Raw genomic sequence first — 23,073 nt, forward strand, 5'->3', positions numbered from 1 at the left:
AATGAATGAAACACCAGCCCGCAGCATACCCACCGAAGGCCATGGCGCGCTACCACCCCCCATCGCCCCTGACAGGCCCGCGCAAGCCCGCCGGGAGATAATTCGGGGTTCGCGTTTTCCCTAAAACCCCCACCGCCATGACCACGACGACCATTCGCCAAGAAGACCTGATCGAATCCATTGCCGGCGCACTGCAGTACATCAGCTACTACCACCCCACCGACTACATCGCCCACCTGGCCCGCGCCTACGAGCGCGAGAAGAGTCCGGCGGCCAAGGATGCGATCGCCCAGATCCTGACCAACAGCAAGATGAGCGCCACCGGCCAGCGCCCCATCTGCCAGGACACCGGCATCGTCAACGTGTTCCTGAAAGTGGGCATGGACGTGCGCTGGGAAGGCTTCACGGGCAGCCTGGACGACGCCATCAACGAAGGCGTGCGCCGTGGCTACAACCACCCCGACAACACGCTGCGCGCCTCGGTCGTGGCCGATCCGCAGTTCGCCCGCAAGAACACCAAGGACAACACCCCTGCCGTGATCTTCACCGAGATCGTGCCCGGCAACACCGTGGACATCACCGTGGCGGCCAAGGGCGGCGGCTCGGAGAACAAGTCCAAGATGTACATGCTCAACCCCGGCGACAACGTGGTGGACTGGGTGCTCAAGACCGTGCCCACCATGGGCGCCGGCTGGTGCCCGCCCGGCATGCTGGGCATCGGCATTGGCGGTACGGCCGAAAAGGCCGTGCTCATGGCCAAGGAAAGCCTGATGGACGACCTGGACATGTACGAACTGCAGGCCAAGGCCGAAGCCGCCAAGACCGGCGGCCCCGCGCTCGACAAGGTTGAAGAGCTGCGCCTGGAGCTGTTTGAAAAGGTCAACGCGCTGGGCATTGGCGCGCAAGGCCTGGGTGGCCTGACCACGGTGCTGGACGTCAAGATCAAGATGTACCCCACACACGCGGCCAGTAAGCCGATTGCGATGATCCCCAACTGCGCCGCCACACGCCACGCGCACTTCGTCATGGACGGCTCGGGCCCCGTGTACCTCACGCCCCCCAGCCTGGACCTGTGGCCCAACGTGAACTGGGCGCCCGACTACAACAAGAGCAAGAAGGTCAACCTCGACACCCTGACCAAGGAAGAAGTGGCCAGCTGGAAGCCCGGCGACACGCTGCTGCTCAACGGCAAGATGCTGACCGGCCGCGATGCTGCGCACAAGCGCATCCAGGACATGCTGGCCAAGGGCGAGAAGCTGCCTGTGGACTTCACCAACCGCGTCATCTACTACGTGGGCCCTGTGGACCCCGTCAAGGGCGAAGCCGTGGGCCCTGCAGGCCCCACCACCGCCACGCGCATGGACGGCTTCACCGAGATGATGCTGGCCCAGACCGGCCTGATCGCCATGGTGGGCAAGGCCGAGCGCGGCCCGGTCGCCATCGAGGCCATCAAGAAGCACCAGAGCGCCTACCTGATGGCCGTGGGCGGCGCCGCCTACCTGGTCTCCAAGGCCATCAAGACCGCCAAGGTCGTGGGCTTTGAAGACCTGGGCATGGAAGCCATCTACGAATTCGACGTGGTGGACATGCCCGTGACCGTGGCCGTGGACGCCGGTGGCACCAGCGCCCACATCACGGGCCCGGCCGAGTGGCAAAAGCGCATCGCCTCGGGCGAGTTCAAGGGCATCGGCGTCGCCGCAGCCTGATGCGCGTGGGTGTGGCTGGGCCCGCGAGGTGGCCGCCACACCACAAGGTGCAATGACAAGGAACCGCCTTCGGGCGGTTTTTTTGTGGCCACCCCGACGCACATCCCTGCATCCGCTTCGGCAAAAATACGGGCTCGACCCGACTCCTCTTCTTCGGCGTTTGCCGCCCCCACCATGCTTTTGAACCACGGGTTCGCGCAGACCCTTCGACAGCCCCTCTACTCCCTGCTGCTGGCCACGCTGATCGGCGCCCTGCCCCTGTCCGCCAGCGCCAACCCGCCCATGGTTCCGCAGCGCGACGCACAGACCGCCTTTGGCGGTGCACTGCCCGCCCGCGACGCCGCGCTGCTGGACGCCAGCCTCGCATCCCACATCGAACGCCAACAGCTGCTGAACAGCCAGCACCTGGCAGGCAGCCAACTGCGCACGCTGGACTTTTTCAACAAGACCTTCACCGTGCTCCGTGGCGGCAAGCGCACGGTGTTCGATGCGGAGCTGCTGGGCACGTGGTGGCCCGAAAGCCGGCGCTGGGCATGGGAGGCCGTTGAACGCGTGCCCGACCTGAAAGACCCGAAGCGCAAATCGTTCGCCACGGGCAGCGCGCTCACACGCCTGTATGGGCGCGAGCACGGCATCGACATCCTGCAGACCGATACCGCGCAATTGGCGAGCGAAGAGGCTGCCTGGTATCTGTGCGCGTTTGCCGCACAACTCAACCAGGCCACCGGCGTGCTGGTGAGCATCGGCAGCGAGCTGGTCGCCGGGGGCCAAGAGGGTCAAAAGGCCGTGGTCAAACGCTACTACCTGCTGTCGCACCCGAAGGTCGCGGAAGCAACGCCCAGTGGCAACGGCAAGGCCAAAGCATCCGCGCGCTGATCGATCCGCCCCCCGTGCTCCATGGCGCCGCCCGTCATCGCCCAGCCCCGGGCTTGATCGCACAGCCAGAGTTTTTACACACTCCGCAACAGAACGCAGCGCACACAGCCTGGAGCTGCGGTTTTCCTACAATCCAGCCTTTTGTCCAACCATGGGCTCCCTGATGCAGTCGGCCTCTTCTCCTATCGGTGTATTTGACAGCGGCGTCGGGGGGCTGAGCGTGCTGCGCGCCCTGTTGGCCGCCATGCCCCACGAGCGCTTCGTGTACCTGGCCGACAGCGGCCACGCCCCCTACGGCGAGCGTGGCGACGCCTATGTGGCCGCCCGCACCCATGCCATCACCCAGTACCTGTGCGAGCAGCACCACATCAAGGCCCTGGTGGTGGCGTGTAACACGGCCACTGCGGCTGCCATTCATGAGGTGCGAAGCAGCCACCCGGAGTTGCCCCTCGTGGGGCTGGAGCCGGCCGTCAAGCCCGCTCTTGCAGTGACAAAAACAGGGCATGTGGGTGTCATCGGCACGCGGGGCACATTGACCAGCGCCAAGTTCGGCAAGCTCATGGCCTCACTGGCCGATCAAGCCCACTTTGTAGTGCAGCCCTGCGATGGTCTGGCGCACGCCATCGAGCGCAGCGTGGCCCTGCCACCTGCCGCCCCCGGCAGTCCTGTCGGTGCCACGGAGACTGGCGCACTGTGCGAACGTTATCTTCAGGCGATGGGCAGTTTTGGTACAGGCCCTGGGCAGATGGACACCCTGGTGCTGGGCTGCACCCACTACATCTTTGTGGCCCACGAGTTGCGCGCACTGGTGGGGCCTGACGTCCAGTTCATTGAGACTGGAGAGCCCGTGGCGCGCCAGACGCGGCGGCTGCTGGAGACCGCAGGTCTGCTCGCTGTGCCCGAGCCATCCAAACCATGCAATCAACCGCCGCCCCTCCAAAGCAACCCATCGGTGCAATTGCTCACCACGGGGCCGGTGTCCATGCTGGAGGCAGCAGCCCAGCGGTGGCTGGACCTGCCCCCCAGCCAGTGCCGGAGCGTTTCAGTTCCCTGATTCAGCCTCTATCTGCTTCTGGTGCATGATCCATATGTACCAGTCGCTATCATTTATGAAGCAACTGGGTGTGACGGCTCTGAGTCTTCAGGACGCGTCGCTGCCCCAGAGCCGGGTACCTGCCTGCTCCACATGGGTGAGGTACAGGCGCAGGTCGAACTCGTACTGGTGGTACTGCGGCTCCATGTGGGTGCAGAGCTGGTAGAAGGCTTTGTCGTGGTCCTTCTCGCGCAGGTGGGCCAGCTCGTGGACAACGATCATGCGCAGGAACTCTTCGGGCGCCTGCTTGAACATCGCGGCAATGCGAATCTCATGCTTGGCCGCCAGCCGGTTGCCCTGCACACGCGACACCGCCGTGTGCAAGCCCAGCGCGTGGCGCACCACGTGGATCTTGTTGTCGAACAGCACCTTGTTGACCGTGCCCGCATTGCGCAGGTAGCGTGCCTTGAGCTCCTGCGCATAGTCGTAGAGCGCCCTGTCGCTGCGCACGGCGTGCGCCTGCGGATACTTGCGCTGCAGAACCGCCCCGAGCTTTCCCTGTGCCAGCAGATCGCGCGCCTGGTCTTGCAACGAAGCGGGGTAAGAACGCAGATACGGAAGATCAGTGCTCATGGGCAACAAGGCAGCGACGCGCAGGGCATGGAGTGGCGCGACCACACAGAGGCATCGAAGCGTTCGGAGAATTGACCCAATGCCTGGGAGATATCGGAGGGCGATGCGCGGAATGGCGCGCACCACCACTCAGCGCAGCACGCCCACGCAAGTCAGTGCAAGTGACGCGGACGACGGCCACCGCCACCGCCGTGACCACCACCTGGGCCGCCGGGGCCACGCGGGGGCTTGCCGATCTCCAGGGAGTTCACCAGGGCATCAAAGCGCTGGCTGAACAGCTTGTCGATCTCTGCGACCACGCCCCCTAACTCGGCGCCATCAAAGTGGCGCTCCATCATGTTCACCACGTCTTGCACCAGCAGATCACGCTGCACCTGCATGATGGCAGCGGGCGTGGGGCCGACGAAAAGCATCACGAAGTCATCGCGCGACTCGGCGCCCTGCTCTTCTTCGTCTTCATCAAAGTCGGTGTCGTAGAAGGTGACCTCGATGGCCGCGCCTTGCTCCGCCAGCTCATTGAGGCTCATGCACATCTCGTCGAGCGACTGGCGGAAATCCTCGTCACCCCGTACCGTCCAGCACATCTGCAGCAAGTGCTCCTGCGCGTCGTACTTGATGCCAGGTTCTTCCTCATAAGCACTGGCCGCGCCATCGGCCAGCGAACGGGCTCCAGCGTACTTCCACAGGGGTTTGAGCGCCTCCTGGAGCTGGTCAAAACTGACATCAGCACGCAAGAGAACCTGTCCGTGGACGTGGATTTCGAAGGGAGCGTTGTAACTTGACATGATTGAATCGTAGTGGTGCCCCGAGCCGGGGTCGAACCGGCACGCCCCTTTTCAGGAAAGCGGCGGATTTTAAGTCCGCAGTGTCTACCAATTTCACCATCGGGGCGCCGGCTGCTGAGCGCATACCTGCGTTGCAGCGTAACCCGGGCAGCGCGTGCGCGCAATGCCCTGTCGCATCTCTGGTCGGGACCGCTGTTTGACAACAGCACGCTCCGAACCACCAAGAAAAAAGGGAAGCCTAAGCTTCCCTTTTCAAATATGGAGCGGGAAAAGAGTCTCGAACTCTCGACCTCAACCTTGGCAAGGTTGCGCTCTACCAACTGAGCTATTCCCGCATTTTCTGATTTCTCCAACGTTTCCGTTAGTGCTTATCAGCAAGCCTCAAATTATATAACTATTTTTGGCCGTATTCGATTGCAAGCCAAAAAATTTCCATCCAACTACCATCCATCGACACGATCCCTGCGAGCGTCTCGACCCAGAGGCTTTGATCGCTTCACTGCTGCAGACCATATCTGGAGGCGCGGTCCGGAGTCGAACCGGACTAACCGGATTTGCAATCCGGGGCATAACCGCTTTGCTACCGCGCCAGGAACTCTCATTCCTCTGACAAAAAAGGGAAGCAATTGCTTCCCTTTTTGTGGAAATTGGAGCGGGAAAAGAGTCTCGAACTCTCGACCTCAACCTTGGCAAGGTTGCGCTCTACCAACTGAGCTATTCCCGCATTTACCGAAGCCTTACATTGTACAACGTTTGCTGCGATGGAATGAATTGTAGCGCATTTTTTGGGAGTTCCCAAAAAAATTGCGTCAATGTTTCAATCCATCGGCCGTGGCGGATGACACCGCTGCCTTGTCCGTCGACACAGGCACCGCAGCAGCCACCGCAACCTCTTCATCCGTCAGCGGCACGGGCTTGCTCTCCAGCGCCACTTCCAGCACCTTGTCGATCCACCGCACGGGCACGATCTCCAAGCCGCTCTTCACATTGTCCGGGATCTCGGCGAGGTCCTTCACGTTCTCTTCAGGGATCAGCACGGTCTTGATGCCACCGCGCAATGCGGCCAGCAGCTTTTCCTTAAGGCCACCAATGGCCGTCACCTCGCCACGCAGCGTGATCTCGCCCGTCATGGCCACATCGCCGCGCACAGGGATACCCGTGAGCGCAGAAACAAACGCGGTAGTCATCGCAGCCCCCGCGCTGGGGCCGTCCTTGGGGGTGGCACCGTCTGGCACGTGAATGTGGATGTCGCGCTTTTCGAACGTTTCATCCTTGATACCCAGCATGCGCGCGCGGCTGCGTACCACCGTACGGGCAGCCTCCACGGATTCCTTCATCACATCACCCAGCGAACCCGTGCGCGTAATCACACCCTTACCCGGCATGATGGCCGCCTCTATGGTCAACAGATCTCCACCCACCTCGGTCCAGGCCAGGCCTACTACCTGTCCCACCTGGTTTTGCAACTCCGCACGGCCATAGGTGTACTTGCGCACGCCCAAAAAGTCCGGCAGGTTGTCAGCAGTGACCACCACCTGCGGCTCCAGTTTCTTGAGCTGCAGGCCCTTGACCACCTTGCGGCAAATTTTGGACAGCTCGCGCTCAAGCGAACGCACACCCGCTTCACGGGTGTAGTAGCGCACCATGTCGCGCACTGCAGGCTCGGTGATGAGCAGTTCTTCGTCCTTCACACCATTGTTCTTGAGCTGCTTGGGCAGCAAGTACTTCATGGCGATGCTGGTTTTCTCGTCTTCGGTGTAGCCCGACAGGCGAATCACCTCCATGCGGTCGAGCAATGCAGGCGGGATGTTCATCGAATTCGATGTGGCGACGAACATCACATCGCTCAGGTCGAAGTCCACCTCGACGTAGTGGTCGCCAAAGGTGTGGTTCTGCTCAGGGTCCAGCACCTCCAACAGAGCGCTCGACGGATCGCCCCGGAAGTCAGTACCCAGCTTGTCGATCTCGTCCAGCAGGAACAGCGGATTGCGCGTGCCCACCTTCGAGAGGCTCTGCAGCACCTTGCCCGGCAGCGCACCGATGTAGGTGCGGCGATGCCCGCGGATCTCGGCCTCGTCGCGCATGCCGCCCAGGGCCATGCGCACGTACTTGCGGCCGGTGGCCTTGGCGATCGATTGCCCCAGCGAGGTCTTGCCCACGCCAGGAGGGCCCACCAGGCACAGGATGGGTGCTTTCACCTTGTCCACGCGCTGCTGTACCGCGAGGTATTCAAGGATGCGGTCCTTGACCTTATCGAGGCCGTAATGGTCTTCGTTGAGGACGCCCTCGGCATTCACGAGGTCGTGCTTGATCTTGGTCTTCTTGCTCCAAGGCAGCGCGGTGAGCACGTCGATGTAGTTGCGCACCACCGTCGCCTCGGCCGACATGGGCGACATCAGCTTGAGCTTCTTGAGTTCGGCGTCAGCCTTCTTGCGTGCCTCGGCCGGCATCTTGGCGAGCTTGATCTTTTTCTCGATCTCCTCGATGTCGGCGCCTTCGTCGCCCTCACCCAGTTCCTTCTGGATGGCCTTGACTTGCTCGTTCAGATAGAAGTCGCGCTGGTTCTTCTCCATCTGGCGCTTCACACGGCCACGGATCTTTTTGTCGACGTTCAGGATGTCCACTTCGCGGTCGAGCTGCTCGAACAGGTTTTCGAGGCGCGCCTTTACATCCGAAAGATCCAGCACCACCTGCTTGTTCTCGAGCTTGAGAGGCAGGTGTGCAGCAATGGTGTCTGCCAGTCGACCTGGGTCGTCAATGCTGGAGATGGAAGTCAGGATCTCGGGCGGGATCTTCTTGTTGAGTTTGACGTACTGGTCAAACTGCTGCATCACTGCGCGACGCAGGGCCTCGATTTCGCTGGGCTTATTGGCGTCGGGAGTCGCCTCCACCGGTGTCACGGTGGCCATGAAATGCGTCTCGGCATCTTCAATGGAAGCCACCAGAGCACGCTGCTGGCCTTCCACCAGCACCTTCACGGTGCCGTCGGGCAGCTTGAGCATCTGCAAGATGGTGGAGACACAGCCCACATCGAACATGTCAGCCACCGAGGGCTCATCCTTGGCGGCAGCTTTTTGGGCCACCAGCATGATGCGGCGATCAGCCTCCATGGCCATCTCAAGGGCCTTGATGCTCTTGGGGCGGCCCACGAATAGCGGGATCACCATGTGAGGGAACACCACCACATCGCGCAAAGGCAACAGCGGCAGGTCAATAGGGGTGGCTGGCAGGGGGGTATGTCCGGACATGGAAATCCTCAAAGTGCTCTGTGGAAGTGGGTCCACATGTGGGGATTTTCAACCCTTGCACGCAGCCGTACTGGCGCAAGGGTTGATGGTTCAAAGGGCGACAACATGGCGCCCGCTCCGGTCTTCTCAGGCCTTCTTGGCCGCTTCGCGGTACACGAGCAGCGGCGGCTTGTTTTCTTCGATGGTGGATTCGTCCACCACCACCTTTTCGACGTTGCTGGTGTTGGGCAGATCGAACATCGTGCCGATCAGCGATTGCTCCAGAATGGAACGCAGACCTCGCGCACCCGTCTTGCGGGCCAGCGCCTTGCGGGCAATGGCTTTCAGGGCAGCGGGGCGAATTTCCAAGTCCACGCCTTCCATGGCCAGGAGCTTGCTGTACTGCTTGACCAGCGCGTTCTTCGGCTCGGTCAGGATCTGCACCAACGCATCTTCACTCAGTTCAGCCAAGGCAGTCACCACTGGCATACGGCCCACCAGTTCAGGAATCAGCCCGAACTTGATCAGGTCTTCGGGCTCGATCTCTGTGAACACTTCGGTCAGCGAGCGCTGCTTCTTGCTTTTGACCGATGCGCCAAAGCCGATGCCAGAGGCCTCGGTCCGGTTCTCGATGACCTTTTCCAGCCCTGCAAACGCGCCACCGCAGATGAACAGGATGTTGGTTGTGTCGATCTGCAGGAAGTCCTGATTCGGGTGCTTGCGCCCGCCCTGCGGCGGCACGCTGGCCATGGTGCCCTCGATGAGCTTGAGCAGCGCCTGCTGCACGCCCTCGCCCGACACATCGCGCGTGATGCTGGGGTTGTCGGATTTGCGCGAAATCTTGTCGATTTCATCGATATAGACAATACCGCGCTGGGCGCGCTCGACTTCGTAGTTGCAACTTTGCAGCAGCTTCTGGACGATGTTTTCCACATCCTCGCCCACATAGCCGGCTTCGGTCAGCGTGGTGGCGTCGGCCATCACAAAGGGTACATCCAGCATGCGTGCCAGGGTCTGCGCCAGCAACGTCTTGCCCGAGCCAGTAGGGCCGATCAGCAGGATGTTGCTCTTGGACAGCTCCACATCGTCCTTGTGGGCCTTGTCCTTGTGGCGCAGGCGCTTGTAGTGGTTGTACACCGCCACGGCCAGCGTGCGCTTGGCAACATCCTGGCCAATCACATAGTTGTCCAGATTGGCCTTGATCTCGACCGGCGTGGGCAGGTCACTGCGGCCTTCGCGGGCCAAGTCCCCAGCAGGCAGTTCGTCGCGGATGATCTCGTTGCACAGGTCAATGCACTCGTCGCAGATAAAGACCGACGGACCGGCGATCAGCTTCTTCACTTCATGCTGGCTTTTGCCGCAAAAAGAGCAGTAAAGGGTTTTTTCGCTGGAAGAGCCTTTTTTCTCGGCCATGGGGGCAATGCCTTGCTTGTTTCGGAAAGTTGTCGGGATGATAACCAAATAAAAAACGGCGTCTTCCCCTCGGGAAAACGCCGCTTCGTCGCCCTCGGGCGATCAGGCGCGTTGGCTGATCACTTGATCGACCAAACCATAGTCCTTGGCCTCGTCGGCCGAGAGGAAATAGTCACGCTCAGTGTCGCGCTGGATCTTCTCCAGCGGCTGTCCGGTGCGCTCAGCAAGGATCTTGTTGAGCTGCTCGCGGGTCTTGAGGATCTCGCGGGCGTGGATCTCGATCTCGGTGGCTTGGCCCTGCATGCCGCCCAATGGCTGATGGATCATGACCTTGGAGTTGGGCAGCGCAAAACGCTTGCCCTTGGCGCCCGCCGCCAGCAGGAACGCACCCATGCTGGCCGCCATGCCCGTGCAAAGGGTCGAGACATCGGGCTTGATGAAGTTCATGGTGTCAAAAATCGCCATACCGGCGCTCACCGAACCACCGGGCGAGTTGATGTAGAACGAGATGTCCTTGTCCGGGTTTTCACTTTCCAGGAACAGCAGCTGTGCCACCACCAGGTTGGCGGTCTGGTCATTGACCGGGCCCACCAGAAAAATCACGCGCTCCTTGAGCAGGCGCGAGTAGATGTCATAGGACCGTTCGCCACGGCCCGACTGCTCGATGACCATGGGGACCATGCCCAGGCCTTGTGTTTCCAATGCGCTCATGTATTTCTCCAGTCAAGCAGGTACTGTACCCAGAAATGAATTGGGGCTTGTGCACGAAAGCACAAGCCCCTGGTGTGTCTTGACAACCAGAACCGGGCAGTTGCACGAGGCAGACCACCAGGCCCGAGGGCCTATCAGCCCTGCTGCGCCATCAGGTCGTCGAAGGAAATGGCCTTTTCGACCACCTTGGCCTTGGACAGCACGAATTCGGTCACGTTGTTTTCGATGACAACGGCTTCGACTTCAGCCAGGCGCTGGCGGTCGCCGAAGTACCAACGCACCACGTCTTCGGGCTTCTCGTAGCTGGCGGCCAGCTCGTCGATGTGGGCCTTGAGCTGCTCGGGCTTGGCCTGCAGCTCATTGGCGCGCACCAGCTCGGCCAGCACCAGGCCCAGGCGCACACGGCGCTCTGCCTGGGGACGGAACACGTCTTCAGGGATCTCGGCCTTGTCGGCGTCCTTGATGCCGCGTTGCTTGAGTTCAGCGCGGGCACCTTCCATCAGGCGGGCGATTTCAGCCTGGATGCTGGAATTGGGCAGGTCCAACTCGGCCTTGGACACCAGGGCGTCCATCACGGCAGCCTTGTTGCGGGCCAGCAAGCGGAACTTGACTTCGCGCTCCAGGTTCTTCTTGATGTCGGCGCGCAGGCCATCCACGGAACCGTCGGCAATGCCCAGCGACTTGGCCAGAGCATCATTCACTTCGGGCAGGTGGGCCGCTTCAATCTTCTTGATGGTCACCAGGAAGTCGGCGGTCTTGCCAGCGACGTCCTTGCCGTGGTATTCGGCAGGGAACGCCAAGGGGAAAGTCTTGCTTTCGCCGGACTTCATGCCACGCACCGCGTCTTCGAACTCCTTGAGCATCTGGCCTTCGCCGACCAGGAACTGGAAGTCTTCGGCCTTGCCGCCGTCAAAGGGTTCGCCGTCGATCTTGCCTTCGAAGTCCACGGTCACGCGGTCACCGTCTTGCGCAGCGGCGTCAATGGCGCGCTGGGCGAAGCTGCGGCGCTGCTTGCGCAGGATGTCGATGGTCTTGTCGATGGCGCTGTCGGTCACTTCGGACGACAGTTTTTCAACTTCGGCGTCCGACAGGTCAGCGATCTTGACTTCGGGGAACACTTCGAAGATGGCGTCAAAAGTCACCTGGCCTTCGGGAGCGCCTTCCTTTTCAGTGATGCGGGGCTGGCCAGCAACACGCAGGTTGGCTTCATTCGCAGCCACAGCAAAGGCCTCACCCACCTTGTCGTTCAGCACTTCGTACTGCACCGAGTAGCCATAACGCTGGGCCACCACGTTCATGGGCACCTTGCCGGGACGGAAACCGTCCATCTTGACCGTACGGGCCAGGCGCTTGAGGCGCGTGTCCACTTCGGACTGGATCAGGGTGACGGGCACGCTCAGCGTGATCTTGCGCTCGAGCTTCTCAAGGGTTTCAACAGTAACGGCCATGGCTATTCCTCTTATGAATGTGGATCGTGCTGGCTGCAGCGCAGCAGCGCCGTGTTCCGCAAAGTCTCACATGGGTGGTGCGCGGGGGGGGACTCGAACCCCCACACCATTGCTGGCGTCAGGACCTAAACCTGGTGCGTCTACCAATTTCGCCACCCGCGCGGTTCTACAAACAAACAGGCGGCAACCTCAGCTGCCGCCTGTGTGAAATCGGTCAACCTTCTATTTTACCTGATGCGGACGCCCTGTCGGTCAAGCAGCACCAGGAACCTCTGGCGCAGGTCGTTTGACACGGAACCAGGCCGCATACATTGCAGGCAGTGCCAGCAGCGTCAGCACCGTGGCCACCACCAGCCCGCCCATGATGGCAACGGCCATCGGCCCCCAGAACACGCTGCGCGACAGCGGGATCATGGCCAGCACGGCGGCAGCGGCGGTGAGCACGATGGGGCGCAAACGGCGCACGGCCGATTCCACAATGGCATCCCAGGCGGGCACGCCCCGGGCGCGGTCCTGCTCGATCTGATCGATCAGGATCACCGAATTGCGCTGGATCATGCCCATGAGCGCGATCACCCCCAGCAGCGCCACAAAACCAAAGGGACGATTGAGCAGCAACAGCGCTGCCGCCACACCCGCCAGCCCGAGCGGCCCGGTCAGGAACACCAGCATGGCACGGCTGAAGCTGTGCAGTTGCAGCATGAGCAGCGTGAAGGTGATGAACAGCATGATGGGAAGACCCGCCGCGATGGACGCCGAGCCCTTGGAGCTTTCCTCCACGGCGCCCGCCACCTCGATGCGGTAGCCCGTCTGGCCCGCCGACCGCCACTTGGCCTCAATCTCCTTGAGGGATGGCAGCAGCGCCGCCGTCACCGTGGCGCCCTGCAGGCCCTCGGTCACGTCGCCCTGCACGGTGATGGCGTAGTCGCGATTTTCGCGCCACATCACGCCGGGCTCCCAGGTGAACACAGGCTTGGCGATCTGCGTGAGCGGGATCGACTTGCCCGAGGCCGTTGGCAGATAGGCGTTGGCAATGTCAGTGATGGCGTTGCGCTCATCCAGCGGCTGGCGCAGCAGGATGTCGATGAGCTTGTCGCCCTCGCGGTACTGGCCGACCTGCGTGCCCGACAGAATGGTCTTGGACGCCTGTGCGATGGACTGGCTGGTCACGCCCAGGGCGCGTGCCTTGGCCTGGTCGACTTCCAGGCGCAGCACCTTCACGGACTCGTTCCAGTTGTCGTTCACCCCGCGCATGTTGGGGTTCTGGCGCAGCTGGGCCTTGACCTCGTCCGCACGCTCGCGCAGTACCAGCGGATCAGGTCCCACCACGCGGAACTGAACGGGATAAGGCACGGGCGGCCCGTTGGGCAGCAGCTTGACGCGCCCGCGCACTTCCGGGAACTCCTGCGCCAGCAGCGCAGGCAGCTTCACACGCAGCGATTCGCGCACCTTCAGGTCTTGGGGCACCACGATGAACTGCGACACATTGCTCTGCGGGAACACCTGATCGAGCGGCAGATAAAAACGCGGCACACCAGAGCCTACCCAGGTGCTCACCGTGTTCACGCCTGGCTCGGACAACAGACGCTGCTCCACACGCTTGGTGACGGCCTCGTTGCCCGCAAAAGAAGTGCCTTCGGGGAACCAGATGTCCACCAGAATCTCAGGCCGGCTGGAATCCGGGAAGAACTGCTGCTGCACCTTGCCCATGCCGACAATGCCCAGGGCAAAGGTCAGCACCGTGGCGCCAATGGTCAGCCAGCGGTGCTGCACGCACCAGTCCACCAGACGGCGGAAGCTGCGGTAGAACGGGCTGTCAAAAACCTCGTGCGGGTCGTCCGTGATGCCCTTGTTGGCCTGAGCGGCCAAGACGTGAGGCGGCACCTTGAGCAGCAGCGTGCCGAGATAAGGAACGAAGTAGACCGACACGAACCAGCTGAGCACCAGCGCAATCACCGTCACGGCAAAGATGGCAAAGGTGTATTCACCCGTGGTGGACTTGGCCAGGCCGATGGGCAAAAAGCCCGCCGCCGTGATCAGCGTGCCCGTGAGCATGGGCATGGCCGTGATCTCGTAGGCAAAGGTGGCGGCGCGCACCTTGTCATAGCCCTCTTCGAGCTTGAGCACCATCATCTCCACCGCAATGATGGCGTCGTCCACCAGCAGGCCCAGCGCGATGATGAGCGAGCCCAGCGAAATCTTGTGTAGCCCGATGCCCCAGTACCACATGGCCAGGAACGTGACGGCCAACACCAGCGGGATCGTGATGCCCACCACCAGCCCCGGGCGGGGGTCGATGTACCAGCGCTTCCACAGCGGGTTGTTACCGGGCCGCTTGTGGACGCCCAGGCTGATGAAGCTCACCGCCAGCACGATGACCACGGCCTCGATCAGCACCTTGACAAACTCGTTCACCGAGGTGGACACCGCCTTGGGCTGGTCTTGCACGTTGACCAGTTTCACGCCCGCCGGCAACGTGCCAGCGATGCGGTCGGTGGTGGTGTGCAGGGCCTTGCCCAGCGCAATGATGTCGCCGCCCTTGGACATGGAGACGCCCAGCGCAATCACCTCGCGCCCCTGGTGGCGCACCTTCACGCCCGGTGGGTCCACATAGCCGCGCTGCACTTCGGCAATATCGCCCAGACGCAGTTGCGCGCCCGAGGGGCCGCGGATCGGCATCGCACGCAGGTCCTCGATGGCGTTGAACTGGCCTTGCACGCGCACCTGCACCTGGTCTTGCGGGGTCTGGATGGTGCCCGCGCTTTCCACTGCGTTCTGCTGGCCCAGCTGGGCCAGCACCTGGTTCATGTCCAGGCCCAGTTGCGACAGGCGCTTTTGCGAGATCTCGATGAAGAGCTTTTCGTCCTGCACGCCAAACAGCTCGACCTTCGCCACATCGGGCACGCGCAGCAGCTGCTGGCGCGCGTCATCGGCAAACTGCTTGAGCTCTGCGTAGCTGAATCCCTCGGACTCCAGAGCGTAGATCACGCCATACACATCACCAAAGTCGTCATTGAAGAACGGGCCCTGAATGCCCTGGGGCAAGGTGTAGCGCATGTCGCCCACCTTCTTGCGCACGCTGTACCAGACGTTGGCCACGTCGCCGGGCTTGGAGGAGTCCTTGATCTGGAAAATGATCTGCGACTCGCCGGGCTTGGAATAGCTGCGGATCTTGTCGGCGTACGGCACTTCCTGCAGCGTGCGCTCGATCTTGTCGGTGACCTGCTCGGCCACCTGCTGGGCCGTGGCACCGGGCCAGTAGGTGCGCACCACCATGGCACGGAAGGTGAACGGAGGGTCTTCGTCCTGCCCCAGCTGGAAGTAGGCGGCAAAGCCCAGCAGCATCAACACCACCATGAGGTAGCGGGTGAGCGCAGGATGGTCGAGCGCCCATTTGGAGAGGTTGAACCCCTCTTTGGGTTGGATTTGCGTCATGGCGGGCCTCAGTTGGCGGCAGAGGCCGTGGCGGTGGCGGGTGCAGCAGCGGCCGCAGGAGCCGATGGCACCGCCGGCATTGCTACAGATTCAGGAGCTGTCTGCGCTTTATTCACTGGCGCCTGGGCCACTTTTGGCTGGTATACCGTCACTTTTTGGCCGGGAGACAGCACGTGCACGCCGGTGGCCACCACCTGCATGCCGGGGGTCAGGCCCCCTGCCACCACGGCATCGTTGCCGTCGGCCGTGGCGATCTGCACCACCTGCGACTTGACGGTGCTGGTCGCGGGGTCGTACACCCACACGGCGGTGGACTGGCCCTCCTGCCGCAGCGCGCTCGTGGGCAGCTTGATGGCGGCAATGCCGGCATGACTCAGTGCCTTGGGCGTGGCGTACACGGTGGCGCCCAGTGCAGGGGCGTCCGCAGCGTCAATGGCCACCTTGACCTGGAAGGTACGGGTCGCAGCGTCGGCGCTGGCAGCCACTTCGCGCACGCGGCCCGTCAGGGTCGCGCCGCCAGACCAGCCGCGCACAGCCACCTCGGAGCCCGTCGTCATCTGCGCCACCTTGTCCTCGGGCACAGCAAACACCACGTCGCGCGGGCCGTCTTGCGCAATGCGCACCACCGGCGCACCGGCCGACACCACTTGGCCCGGCTCGGCATCGATGCCCGTCACGACGCCGGACACGTCGGCCACCAGCGTGGTGTAGGCCGCCTGGTTGCCCTGCGACGACAGCTGCGCGCGCGCCTGGTCCAGCGTAGCCTGGGCGGCCTTGAGCGTGGCCTCGCGGCGTTCCAGCTCGGCACCGCTGATGAAGTTCTGGTCTTTGAGCGCCTGGTAGCGCTTGAGGTCCGCCGCCGCCAGATCACGCTGCGTAGTGGCCGATGCCAGTTGCGCACGCGCGGCGTCAGCCGCCAGTTGGTAGTCCTTGGGGTCCAGTTGCGCCAGCACCTGCCCGGCCTTCACGCGCTGGCCCAGCTCGGCCTGGCGCTGAACGATCTTGCCCGCCACGCGAAAGCCCAGGCGCGACTCCACCCGCGCGCGCACCTCGCCCGAATACTCCAGGCTGGACTGCAGCGCGCCCACGCCCACCGTCATCAGCTTGACGGAGCGCACGGGCTCCTCAGGCGGTGCGGGACGCGAACAGGCGGCCAGCACGGTAGCGGTGGCCAGCACCAGCAAAAGCCTGGAATGCCGTGAAGAGGGCCGCAGGGCGGAGGATGTGCGCATGGGAAATCCGGTGAAAAAAGAAGGGGCCACAAGGATCAGCAAGCAAGACGCAGGCCGGAGCGCCCGCGCAGCGACAGTACACCAGACACCCGCCAACCAGCCACCCGCAGCCATGCAGGGCGCTTGTGAACAGATGCAGGGGCCAGCCGCCTTGTCCCCCCACTGGATTGGTTTTTATGATTACTGACTGACCGGTTAGTAATCTATGAGAAGCCCTTGAGCTTGTCAAGCGACAATCCGGGTGTGAACGACCGTCCCAGCCCCTCTCCCCACCCCGGCGCAGCCTCCGCGCCACAGCCCACTGCGACTGATGCGGTGGCGCCTCCTGTCACCCATTACGAAAACTTCCCCGTAGCATCCCTGCTGTGCCCGCCCCACCTGCGCCAGCCGATAGCCGCCATCTACGGCTTTGCGCGCACGGCGGACGACATTGCCGATGAAGGCGATGCCCTGCCCGCCGCCCGGCTGGCAGACCTGGCGGCCTACCTGGCCGATCTGCGCGCGATTGCCCAGGGCCAGGCGCCCTCGCCCCGCTGGGCCAGCGTGTTTTTGCCGCTGCAAGGCGTATTGCGCAGCCACCAGCTGCCCGTGCCGCTGCTGGAAGACCTGCTGAGTGCCTTTGCCCAGGACGTCGAAAAAACCCGTGACGGCGAGGGCTACGCCGACCGCGACGAGCTGCTGGACTACTGCCGCCGCTCAGCCAACCCCGTGGGCCGGCTGCTGCTGCACCTGTATGGCGTGCACGACGCCGAGGCGCTGCGCCAGAGCGACGCCATCTGCACGGCGCTGCAGCTCATCAACTTCTGGCAGGACCTGTCCGTGGACATTCCCCGGGGCCGCCACTACCTGCCGCGCTCCGACTGCGTAGCGTATGGCGCCTGCCAGTCCGAGCTGCTGGCGCTGCAAAGCACCCGCGAGAACGCCCGCCTGATTGCCGACTGCGCCCACTGGGCGCGCACCACGATGCAAAGCGGCGCCCCCTTGGTGCACCGCCTGCCGGGCCGCGCCGGCTGGGAGCTGCGGCTGGTGGTGCAAGGCGGCCTGCGCATCCTCGACAAGGTCGAGGCCCTCAAAGGGGGCGGCCTGCACACCCGGCCCAAGCTCCGTGGCTGGGACTGGTGCGTGATGCTGGGCCGCGCGCTGGTGATGTAAGAAAGATTCATGGGCCACAAGGCGGGCTCACACATTGGCGTGCCAGCGCACCACGCAGTGCCCAAACGGCCTGTAGCGCATGATTCATGTGCACCAACAGCTACTTAATTGATAGCAATTTATTGGGATGCCTCTCGCCCTTGACCCGGCAGGGGCAGGGATTGCGAGCATGCCCCGGCCACCGCACCCGGTTAGCCTCGCGGCCACCGTGGCAGGGCGGCGGCCAACACCCCCACCCTGCCGGCCCGTGCCCGCGCGCCACAAGCGCTGGGGCACCTTTAACACTGGCTCTCAGAGCCCAGGGTCACCCCCCACTATGTCCGTCAGCGTTTTCGACCTCTTCAAGATCGGCATCGGGCCGTCCAGCTCCCACACCGTGGGGCCCATGATTGCCGCCCGGCAGTTTGCCTGCCATGTGCGCGACACCGTCGGCCTAGCGGCGGTGCACCAGGTGAGCGTGGAGCTGTTCGGCTCCCTCTCGGCCACCGGCGTGGGCCACGGCACCGACCGCGCCGTGCTGCTCGGTCTGGCCGGGCACGAGCCAGACCACATCGACCCCGACCAGATCGCCCCCGCCATCGCACAGATCCGCCAGAGCGGCACGCTGGCGTTGCTGGGCGAGCATGCCGTGCCGTTTGTCGAAAAGGACCACCTGCTGTTTCGCCGCAAAAGCCTGCCGCTGCACCCCAACGGCATGGCGTTCCATGCACTGGATGCGCAGGGCAACGACATCGCCATGCGTGAGTACTACTCGGTGGGCGGCGGCTTTGTGGTCGACGCGGCGGGTCAGCGCGTGCTCAACACGCCCGCCAGCGCTGGCGCCGATACCGCAGGCCATGGCCAGGGCCTGCCGTACCCGTTCCGCACCGGGGCCGAGCTGCTGGCGCAGTGCCGCACTACGGGCCAGAGCATGGCCCAGCTCATGGCCGCCAACGAACAGCACTGGCGCAGCCGGGCCGAGGTGCGGCGCCAGTTGCTGGCCATCTGGCAGACCATGGCGGGCGCCGTGCAGCGCGGCTGCGCCAGCACCGGTACGCTGCCCGGCCCCATGCATGTGCGCCGGCGTGCGGCCGAGCTGCACAAGAACCTGAGCCGCTCGCCCGAGGCCGCCCTGCGCGACCCGCTCTCCATGCTGGACTGGGTGAACCTGTACGCCATGGCCGTGAACGAAGAAAACGCCGCTGGCGGCCGCGTGGTGACGGCGCCCACCAACGGTGCGGCAGGCGTGATTCCGGCCGTGCTGCACTACTACGTCAACTTTCTGCAGGGCCCCATCCCGGCCAACGACGACGGCATTGCCACCTTTTTGCTCACCGCAGGTGCCATCGGCATCATCTACAAGGAAAACGCATCGCTCTCCGGCGCCGAGGTGGGCTGCCAGGGCGAAGTGGGCGTGGCCTGCTCCATGGCCGCTGGCGCGCTGGCCGCCGTGATGGGCGGCACGCCCGAGCAGGTGGAGAACGCGGCCGAGATCGGCATGGAGCACAACCTGGGCATGACCTGCGACCCCGTGGGCGGTCTGGTGCAGATCCCCTGCATCGAGCGCAACGCCATGGGCGCGATCAAGGCCATCAACGCCGCCCGCATGGCGCTGCGCGGCGACGGGCAGCACGTGGTCTCGCTCGACAAGGTCATCAAGACCATGATGCAGACCGGCGCGGACATGAAGGTGAAATACAAGGAGACATCGCGCGGCGGGCTGGCGGTGAATGTGGTCGAATGCTGACCCCCGCCGCCCTGATGCCTTGCAATGTCAACGCCTGAACGCTATTCATTAGATAGCATTTAGACCATATTGCACTAGCGCCTCCGCCCCAAAAGGCTTGAAACCCTGCCCCCCCGCCTGCCGGGGTGCGCCATGGGACAATCTCGCCCCATGACACCGCAGCAGTACGTACAGCAAAAAGCCGTGGCCTCGGGCAGCAGCTTCTATTACGCCTTTCTCTTTCTGCCTGCCCCGCGCCGCGCGGCCATCACGGCGTTCTATGCGTTTTGCCGCGAAGTGGACGATGTGGTCGATGAAGTGAGCGACCCGGGCGTGGCCCGCACCAAGCTGGCCTGGTGGCAGGCCGAAGTGACCAAGGCCTACGCGGGCCAGCCCACGCACCCCGTGATGCTGGCGCTGATGCCGCTGGCGGCCGACTACGGCATCGAACAACGCCACCTGCAGGCCGTGATCGACGGCTGCCAGATGGACCTGGAGCAGACGCGCTACCTCGACTTTGCAGGCCTCAAGGGCTACTGCCACCTGGTGGCGGGCGTCGTGGGCGAAGTCGCGGCGCGCATCTTCGGCCAGACCGACCCGCGCACCACCGAATACGCCCACCGGCTGGGCTTGGCGTTCCAGCTCACCAACATCATTCGCGACGTGGGCGAAGACGCCATGCTGGGCCGCATTTACCTACCGGTCAGCGAGCTGCAGCAGTTCGACGTGAAGGCGCATGAGATCTTGAAGCGCCAGTACTCCGACCGGTTCACAGCACTCATGCGCTTTCAGGCCGAGCGCGCGCACCGGCTGTACGACGAGGCCTTTGCCCTGCTGCCCGACGCGGACCGCCGCACCCAAAAGCCCGGCCTGATGATGGCCAGCATCTACCGCACCCTGCTGCGCGAGATCGAGCACGAAAACTTCCAGGTGCTGCACCAGCGCATCCGCCTCACGCCGCTGCGCAAGTTCTGGCTGGCCTGGAAGATGCAAGCCCTGGGCAGGATGTAGCCCGGCGTGGCACCGCAGAAAGTCGCCGTCATCGGGGCTGGCTGGGCCGGCATGGCTGCAGCCATCGCTCACCGGCAGGCCGGCCGCCAGGTCACCGTGTTCGAGGCCGCGCGCACGGTGGGCGGCCGCGCCCGCGCCGTGCCGGGCGTGCTGCCCGATGGCACAGCGGCCACGCTGGACAACGGCCAGCACATCCTGATTGGTGCCTACACCGAGAGCCTGCGCCTGATGCGCCTGGTGGGCATGGACCCTGCCACCGCGCTGCTGCGCCTGCCGCTGACCTTGCAGTTCCCCGATGGCCAGGGCCTGCAACTGCCCGACCTGCCCCCGCCGCTGGATGCGCTGCTGGGCATCGCGCGCGCCAAAGGCTGGGGCTGGCAAGACAAGATCGCTCTGCTGCGCACGGCCACGGCCTGGCAGCTGCGCGGCTTTCGCTGCGCGCCCCACACCTCGGTGGCAGACCTGTGCGCCCCGCTCACGCCCCGGCTGATGGCCGAGTTCATCGACCCGCTGTGCGTGTCGGCACTCAACACCCCCGCACGCGAGGCCAGCGGCCAGGTGTTTTTGCGGGTGCTGCAGGACAGCCTGTTCAGCGGACGCGGCGGTTCCAACCTGTTGCTGCCACGCACCGACCTGGGCGCGCTGTTCCCCGAGGCTGCGGTGCGCTGGCTGGTGCAGCAAGGCGGCCAGGTGGTCACCGGCCAACGCATCCAGCGGCTCGTGCCCCTGCCCAGCGGGCGCTGGCAATTGGTGGGGGCTGTGGGCGCCGTCGGTACAGCGCAGGGCGCCGAAGCAGCCGACTCCTTTGACCATATCACCCTGGCCTGCCCCTCGTGGGAGGCCGCGCGCCTGGTCGAGGGCCTTGCCAGCACGGCGGGCCTGGCCGCTGCCGCCCGCTGGAGCGCCACCGCCAGTGCCTTGCGGTTTGAGGCCATCACCACCGTTTACGCCCATGCCAGCGGCGCACAACTCCCCCTGCCCATGCTGGCGCTGCGCAACACGGCAGCGCACCCGGCGCAGTTCGTGTTCGACCGGGGCCAACTCGACGGCCGGCAGGGGTTGCTGGCCTTTGTGGTGAGCGCCAGCGATGGCGACCGGGCGCTCATCGAGCAACAGGTGATGCAGCAGGCTGCCGCGCAGCTGGGCCTGCCGGGCCTGCGCCCTGTGCAGACCGTGGTCGAAAAGCGCGCCACGTTTGCATGCACCCCCGGCCTGCAGCGGCCCGCCATGCAGGTGCTGCCGGGGCTGACAGCCTGCGGCGACTATGTGGAGGGCCCCTACCCGGCGACGCTCGAAGGCGCGGTGCTCTGCGGCACCGCCGTGGCGGCCTGCGCAGCAGCGGGCTGACACAACACCACCCGGGCCAGCAGGCCACCCCCGGGTAACTACCAAGCCCGCTGACAGCATTCCGAAAGCACGACCCAGGCACCATGGCGCCACTCGCATACCGCATGCGCCTTGTTCGCCTTTGGGCGCGCTGGCCTTTCGGCCTTTTGTTTTGACGGAGACCCCCCCATGCTTTCACACGAACACCCCGCCCTCTGGTCCCCCACCCGCCGCCATCTGCTGGGAGCCAGCGGCGCGCTGGCCCTGGGCGGCCTGCTGCCCGCTGGTGCCTCGGCCCAGGCGGCCTGGCCGTCCAAGTCGGTGCGGTTTGTGGTGCCGTTCGCGCCGGGCGGCAGCTCGGAGATCGTGGCCCGCTCCACCGCTGCCGAGCTGGGCAAGACGCTCGGCCAGAGCGTGTATGTGGACAACAAGCCGGGCGCCGCAGGCAACATCGCCATGGGTGAAGTCGCACGCTCTGACGACCAGCACACGCTGATCCTGGGCCACATCGGCACACTGGCCGTCAACCCCTTCATCTTCGACAAGCTGCCCTACGACGCCAACAAGGACTTCAAGCCCGTGAGCCTGCTGGCCAAGGTGCCCAGCCTGTACGTGGTGCACCCCGACGTGCCCGCCAAGAACCTCAAGGAGTTCATCGCCTACGCCAAGAAAAACCCGGCCAAGCTCAGCTATGGCTCGGCGGGCAACGGCAGCGCAGGCCACCTGGCGTTTGAATACCTCAAGATGACCGCCGATATCTTCATGCTGCACGTGCCCTACCGTGGCACCGGCCCCATGATGACCGACCTGCTCTCGGGCCGCCTTGATGCCGCCGCCGTGGGCGCTGCCGCCCTGCTGCCTTTCATCAAGGCCGGCAAGGTGCGCTGCATTGCCACCGGCTCGGCCAAGCGCCTGCCCCAGCTGCCCGACGTGGCCACGGTGGCCGAACAGGGTTTTCCGGGCTTTGAGATGACGCAGTGGTACGGCATGCTGGCGCCCGCCAACCTGGCCCCGGCCAACCTCGACAAGCTGGCGGCCGAGACCGCCAAGGCCGTCAAGGCCCCCGGCTCGCTGGAGCGCCTGAATGCGGATGCTGCCGAGGCCATTGGCGGCACACCAGCGCAGTTCGCGCAGTTCATCGCGTCCGAACAAGAGCGCTGGAAGAAGGTGCTGCTGCGCGCGAAGGTGAAGCCAGACTAACCCCCTGAGCCGCTTCGCGTCTTCCCCCTTTCTCTCGCCCCGCTGCGCGGGTCGGGATGGGGGACGCAGCCAGTGCGGCGGGGCGGCCCTTGCACGGCTGCCTGGCCTGGGCAGTGCGTGCTCGCAAGCTGACTGCTGGCGCTTGCGCGCCCTCGCCGCTCCGCGTTGAATGGTTCAATG

Annotated in this window: 16 protein-coding genes and 5 tRNA genes; 8 read left to right on the plus strand and 13 right to left on the minus strand. The window is 64.2% G+C overall.

Annotated elements, in window-relative coordinates; genetic code table 11:
• Positions 1-137: 137 nt before the first annotated feature.
• The 3 genes from ASC83_RS15850 (at position 138) to murI (ending at position 3,636) form a co-directional block, all read left to right on the plus strand.
• Positions 138-1,706 (plus strand): fumarate hydratase, encoded by a 1,569-nt coding sequence (locus tag ASC83_RS15850; RefSeq protein ID WP_056064470.1) that lies wholly within the window; start codon positions 138-140, stop codon positions 1,704-1,706.
• Positions 1,707-1,880: 174 nt separating this feature from the next.
• Entirely contained in the window at positions 1,881-2,582 is a 702-nt protein-coding gene (locus ASC83_RS15855; protein ID WP_056064473.1) for a DUF6882 domain-containing protein, read from the plus strand.
• 163 nt (positions 2,583-2,745) lie between these two features.
• The gene (gene murI, locus ASC83_RS15860; protein WP_056065143.1) at positions 2,746-3,636 is read left to right on the plus strand and encodes a glutamate racemase; all 891 of its coding nucleotides are present in this window, start codon (positions 2,746-2,748) and stop codon (positions 3,634-3,636) included.
• 87 nt (positions 3,637-3,723) lie between these two features.
• On the opposite strand, the gene ASC83_RS15865 is transcribed toward murI, so the two are convergent.
• From ASC83_RS15865 to ASC83_RS15925, 13 genes are all read right to left on the minus strand, one after another.
• Positions 3,724-4,248 carry a M48 family metallopeptidase gene (locus tag ASC83_RS15865; protein ID WP_056064476.1) on the minus strand — a complete coding sequence of 175 codons (525 nt, stop codon included), beginning with the start codon at positions 4,246-4,248 and terminating at the stop codon, positions 3,724-3,726.
• 152 nt (positions 4,249-4,400) lie between these two features.
• Positions 4,401-5,033: a DUF6806 family protein gene (locus tag ASC83_RS15870; RefSeq protein ID WP_056064478.1), complete on the minus strand. Its 633-nt coding sequence runs from the start codon at positions 5,031-5,033 to the stop codon at positions 4,401-4,403.
• Positions 5,034-5,046: 13 nt separating this feature from the next.
• Positions 5,047-5,139: transfer RNA gene (locus ASC83_RS15875), tRNA-Leu, on the minus strand.
• A 153-nt stretch (positions 5,140-5,292) separates the two neighbouring features.
• A tRNA-Gly gene (locus ASC83_RS15880) sits at positions 5,293-5,368 on the minus strand.
• Positions 5,369-5,549: 181 nt separating this feature from the next.
• A tRNA-Cys gene (locus tag ASC83_RS15885) sits at positions 5,550-5,623 on the minus strand.
• Positions 5,624-5,681: 58 nt separating this feature from the next.
• Positions 5,682-5,757: transfer RNA gene (locus ASC83_RS15890), tRNA-Gly, on the minus strand.
• 85 nt (positions 5,758-5,842) lie between these two features.
• Complete coding sequence (gene lon / locus ASC83_RS15895; RefSeq protein WP_056064482.1) at positions 5,843-8,281, minus strand: endopeptidase La; 2,439 nt, start codon at positions 8,279-8,281, stop codon at positions 5,843-5,845.
• Between the two features lie 126 nt (positions 8,282-8,407).
• Entirely contained in the window at positions 8,408-9,673 is a 1,266-nt protein-coding gene (clpX, locus tag ASC83_RS15900; protein ID WP_056064485.1) for an ATP-dependent Clp protease ATP-binding subunit ClpX, read from the minus strand.
• 102 nt (positions 9,674-9,775) lie between these two features.
• Positions 9,776-10,384: an ATP-dependent Clp endopeptidase proteolytic subunit ClpP gene (gene clpP / locus ASC83_RS15905; protein WP_015014885.1), complete on the minus strand. Its 609-nt coding sequence runs from the start codon at positions 10,382-10,384 to the stop codon at positions 9,776-9,778.
• A 134-nt stretch (positions 10,385-10,518) separates the two neighbouring features.
• A complete protein-coding gene (gene tig, locus ASC83_RS15910; protein ID WP_056064489.1) occupies positions 10,519-11,832 on the minus strand; it encodes a trigger factor in 1,314 nt (437 codons plus the stop codon).
• Between the two features lie 75 nt (positions 11,833-11,907).
• Positions 11,908-11,994, minus strand: a tRNA-Leu gene (locus ASC83_RS15915).
• Positions 11,995-12,084: 90 nt separating this feature from the next.
• Positions 12,085-15,267 (minus strand): efflux RND transporter permease subunit, encoded by a 3,183-nt coding sequence (locus ASC83_RS15920; RefSeq protein WP_056064492.1) that lies wholly within the window; start codon positions 15,265-15,267, stop codon positions 12,085-12,087.
• Positions 15,268-15,275: 8 nt separating this feature from the next.
• On the minus strand, positions 15,276-16,499 hold the full coding sequence (locus tag ASC83_RS15925; RefSeq protein WP_056065146.1) for an efflux RND transporter periplasmic adaptor subunit: 1,224 nt from the start codon (positions 16,497-16,499) through the stop codon (positions 15,276-15,278).
• A gap of 243 nt (positions 16,500-16,742) precedes the next feature.
• On the opposite strand from ASC83_RS15925, the gene hpnC reads away from it, so the two are divergent.
• From hpnC to ASC83_RS15950, 5 genes are all read left to right on the plus strand, one after another.
• Positions 16,743-17,651, plus strand: a complete 909-nt coding sequence (gene hpnC / locus ASC83_RS15930; protein ID WP_369816981.1) for a squalene synthase HpnC — start codon at positions 16,743-16,745, stop codon at positions 17,649-17,651.
• A gap of 316 nt (positions 17,652-17,967) precedes the next feature.
• Positions 17,968-19,377: an L-serine ammonia-lyase gene (locus ASC83_RS15935; RefSeq protein WP_056064499.1), complete on the plus strand. Its 1,410-nt coding sequence runs from the start codon at positions 17,968-17,970 to the stop codon at positions 19,375-19,377.
• 150 nt (positions 19,378-19,527) lie between these two features.
• Positions 19,528-20,367 (plus strand): presqualene diphosphate synthase HpnD, encoded by an 840-nt coding sequence (gene hpnD / locus ASC83_RS15940; RefSeq protein ID WP_056065148.1) that lies wholly within the window; start codon positions 19,528-19,530, stop codon positions 20,365-20,367.
• 6 nt (positions 20,368-20,373) lie between these two features.
• Complete coding sequence (gene hpnE / locus ASC83_RS15945) at positions 20,374-21,714, plus strand: hydroxysqualene dehydroxylase HpnE (RefSeq protein WP_082522478.1); 1,341 nt, start codon at positions 20,374-20,376, stop codon at positions 21,712-21,714.
• Between the two features lie 168 nt (positions 21,715-21,882).
• Complete coding sequence (locus ASC83_RS15950; RefSeq protein WP_056064501.1) at positions 21,883-22,893, plus strand: tripartite tricarboxylate transporter substrate binding protein; 1,011 nt, start codon at positions 21,883-21,885, stop codon at positions 22,891-22,893.
• The last annotated feature ends 180 nt before the right edge of the window (positions 22,894-23,073 follow it).

Source organism: Acidovorax sp. Root402 (assembly GCF_001425125.1).
Classification (GTDB): Bacteria; Pseudomonadota; Gammaproteobacteria; order Burkholderiales; family Burkholderiaceae_C; genus Acidovorax; species Acidovorax delafieldii.

Excerpts from the sequence above, each read along its gene's own strand:
- ASC83_RS15850 (WP_056064470.1), top strand. The coding sequence starts at position 138 with ATGACCACGACGACCATTCGCCAAGAAGACCTGATCGAATCCATTGCC.
- ASC83_RS15855 (WP_056064473.1), top strand. The coding sequence starts at position 1,881 with ATGCTTTTGAACCACGGGTTCGCGCAGACCCTTCGACAGCCCCTCTAC.
- murI (WP_056065143.1), top strand. The coding sequence starts at position 2,746 with ATGCAGTCGGCCTCTTCTCCTATCGGTGTATTTGACAGCGGCGTCGGG.
- ASC83_RS15865 (WP_056064476.1), bottom strand. The coding sequence starts at position 4,248 with ATGAGCACTGATCTTCCGTATCTGCGTTCTTACCCCGCTTCGTTGCAA.
- ASC83_RS15870 (WP_056064478.1), bottom strand. The coding sequence starts at position 5,033 with ATGTCAAGTTACAACGCTCCCTTCGAAATCCACGTCCACGGACAGGTT.
- lon (WP_056064482.1), bottom strand. The coding sequence starts at position 8,281 with ATGTCCGGACATACCCCCCTGCCAGCCACCCCTATTGACCTGCCGCTG.
- clpX (WP_056064485.1), bottom strand. The coding sequence starts at position 9,673 with ATGGCCGAGAAAAAAGGCTCTTCCAGCGAAAAAACCCTTTACTGCTCT.
- clpP (WP_015014885.1), bottom strand. The coding sequence starts at position 10,384 with ATGAGCGCATTGGAAACACAAGGCCTGGGCATGGTCCCCATGGTCATC.
- tig (WP_056064489.1), bottom strand. The coding sequence starts at position 11,832 with ATGGCCGTTACTGTTGAAACCCTTGAGAAGCTCGAGCGCAAGATCACG.
- ASC83_RS15920 (WP_056064492.1), bottom strand. The coding sequence starts at position 15,267 with ATGACGCAAATCCAACCCAAAGAGGGGTTCAACCTCTCCAAATGGGCG.
- ASC83_RS15925 (WP_056065146.1), bottom strand. The coding sequence starts at position 16,499 with ATGCGCACATCCTCCGCCCTGCGGCCCTCTTCACGGCATTCCAGGCTT.
- ASC83_RS15935 (WP_056064499.1), top strand. The coding sequence starts at position 17,968 with ATGTCCGTCAGCGTTTTCGACCTCTTCAAGATCGGCATCGGGCCGTCC.
- hpnD (WP_056065148.1), top strand. The coding sequence starts at position 19,528 with ATGACACCGCAGCAGTACGTACAGCAAAAAGCCGTGGCCTCGGGCAGC.
- ASC83_RS15950 (WP_056064501.1), top strand. The coding sequence starts at position 21,883 with ATGCTTTCACACGAACACCCCGCCCTCTGGTCCCCCACCCGCCGCCAT.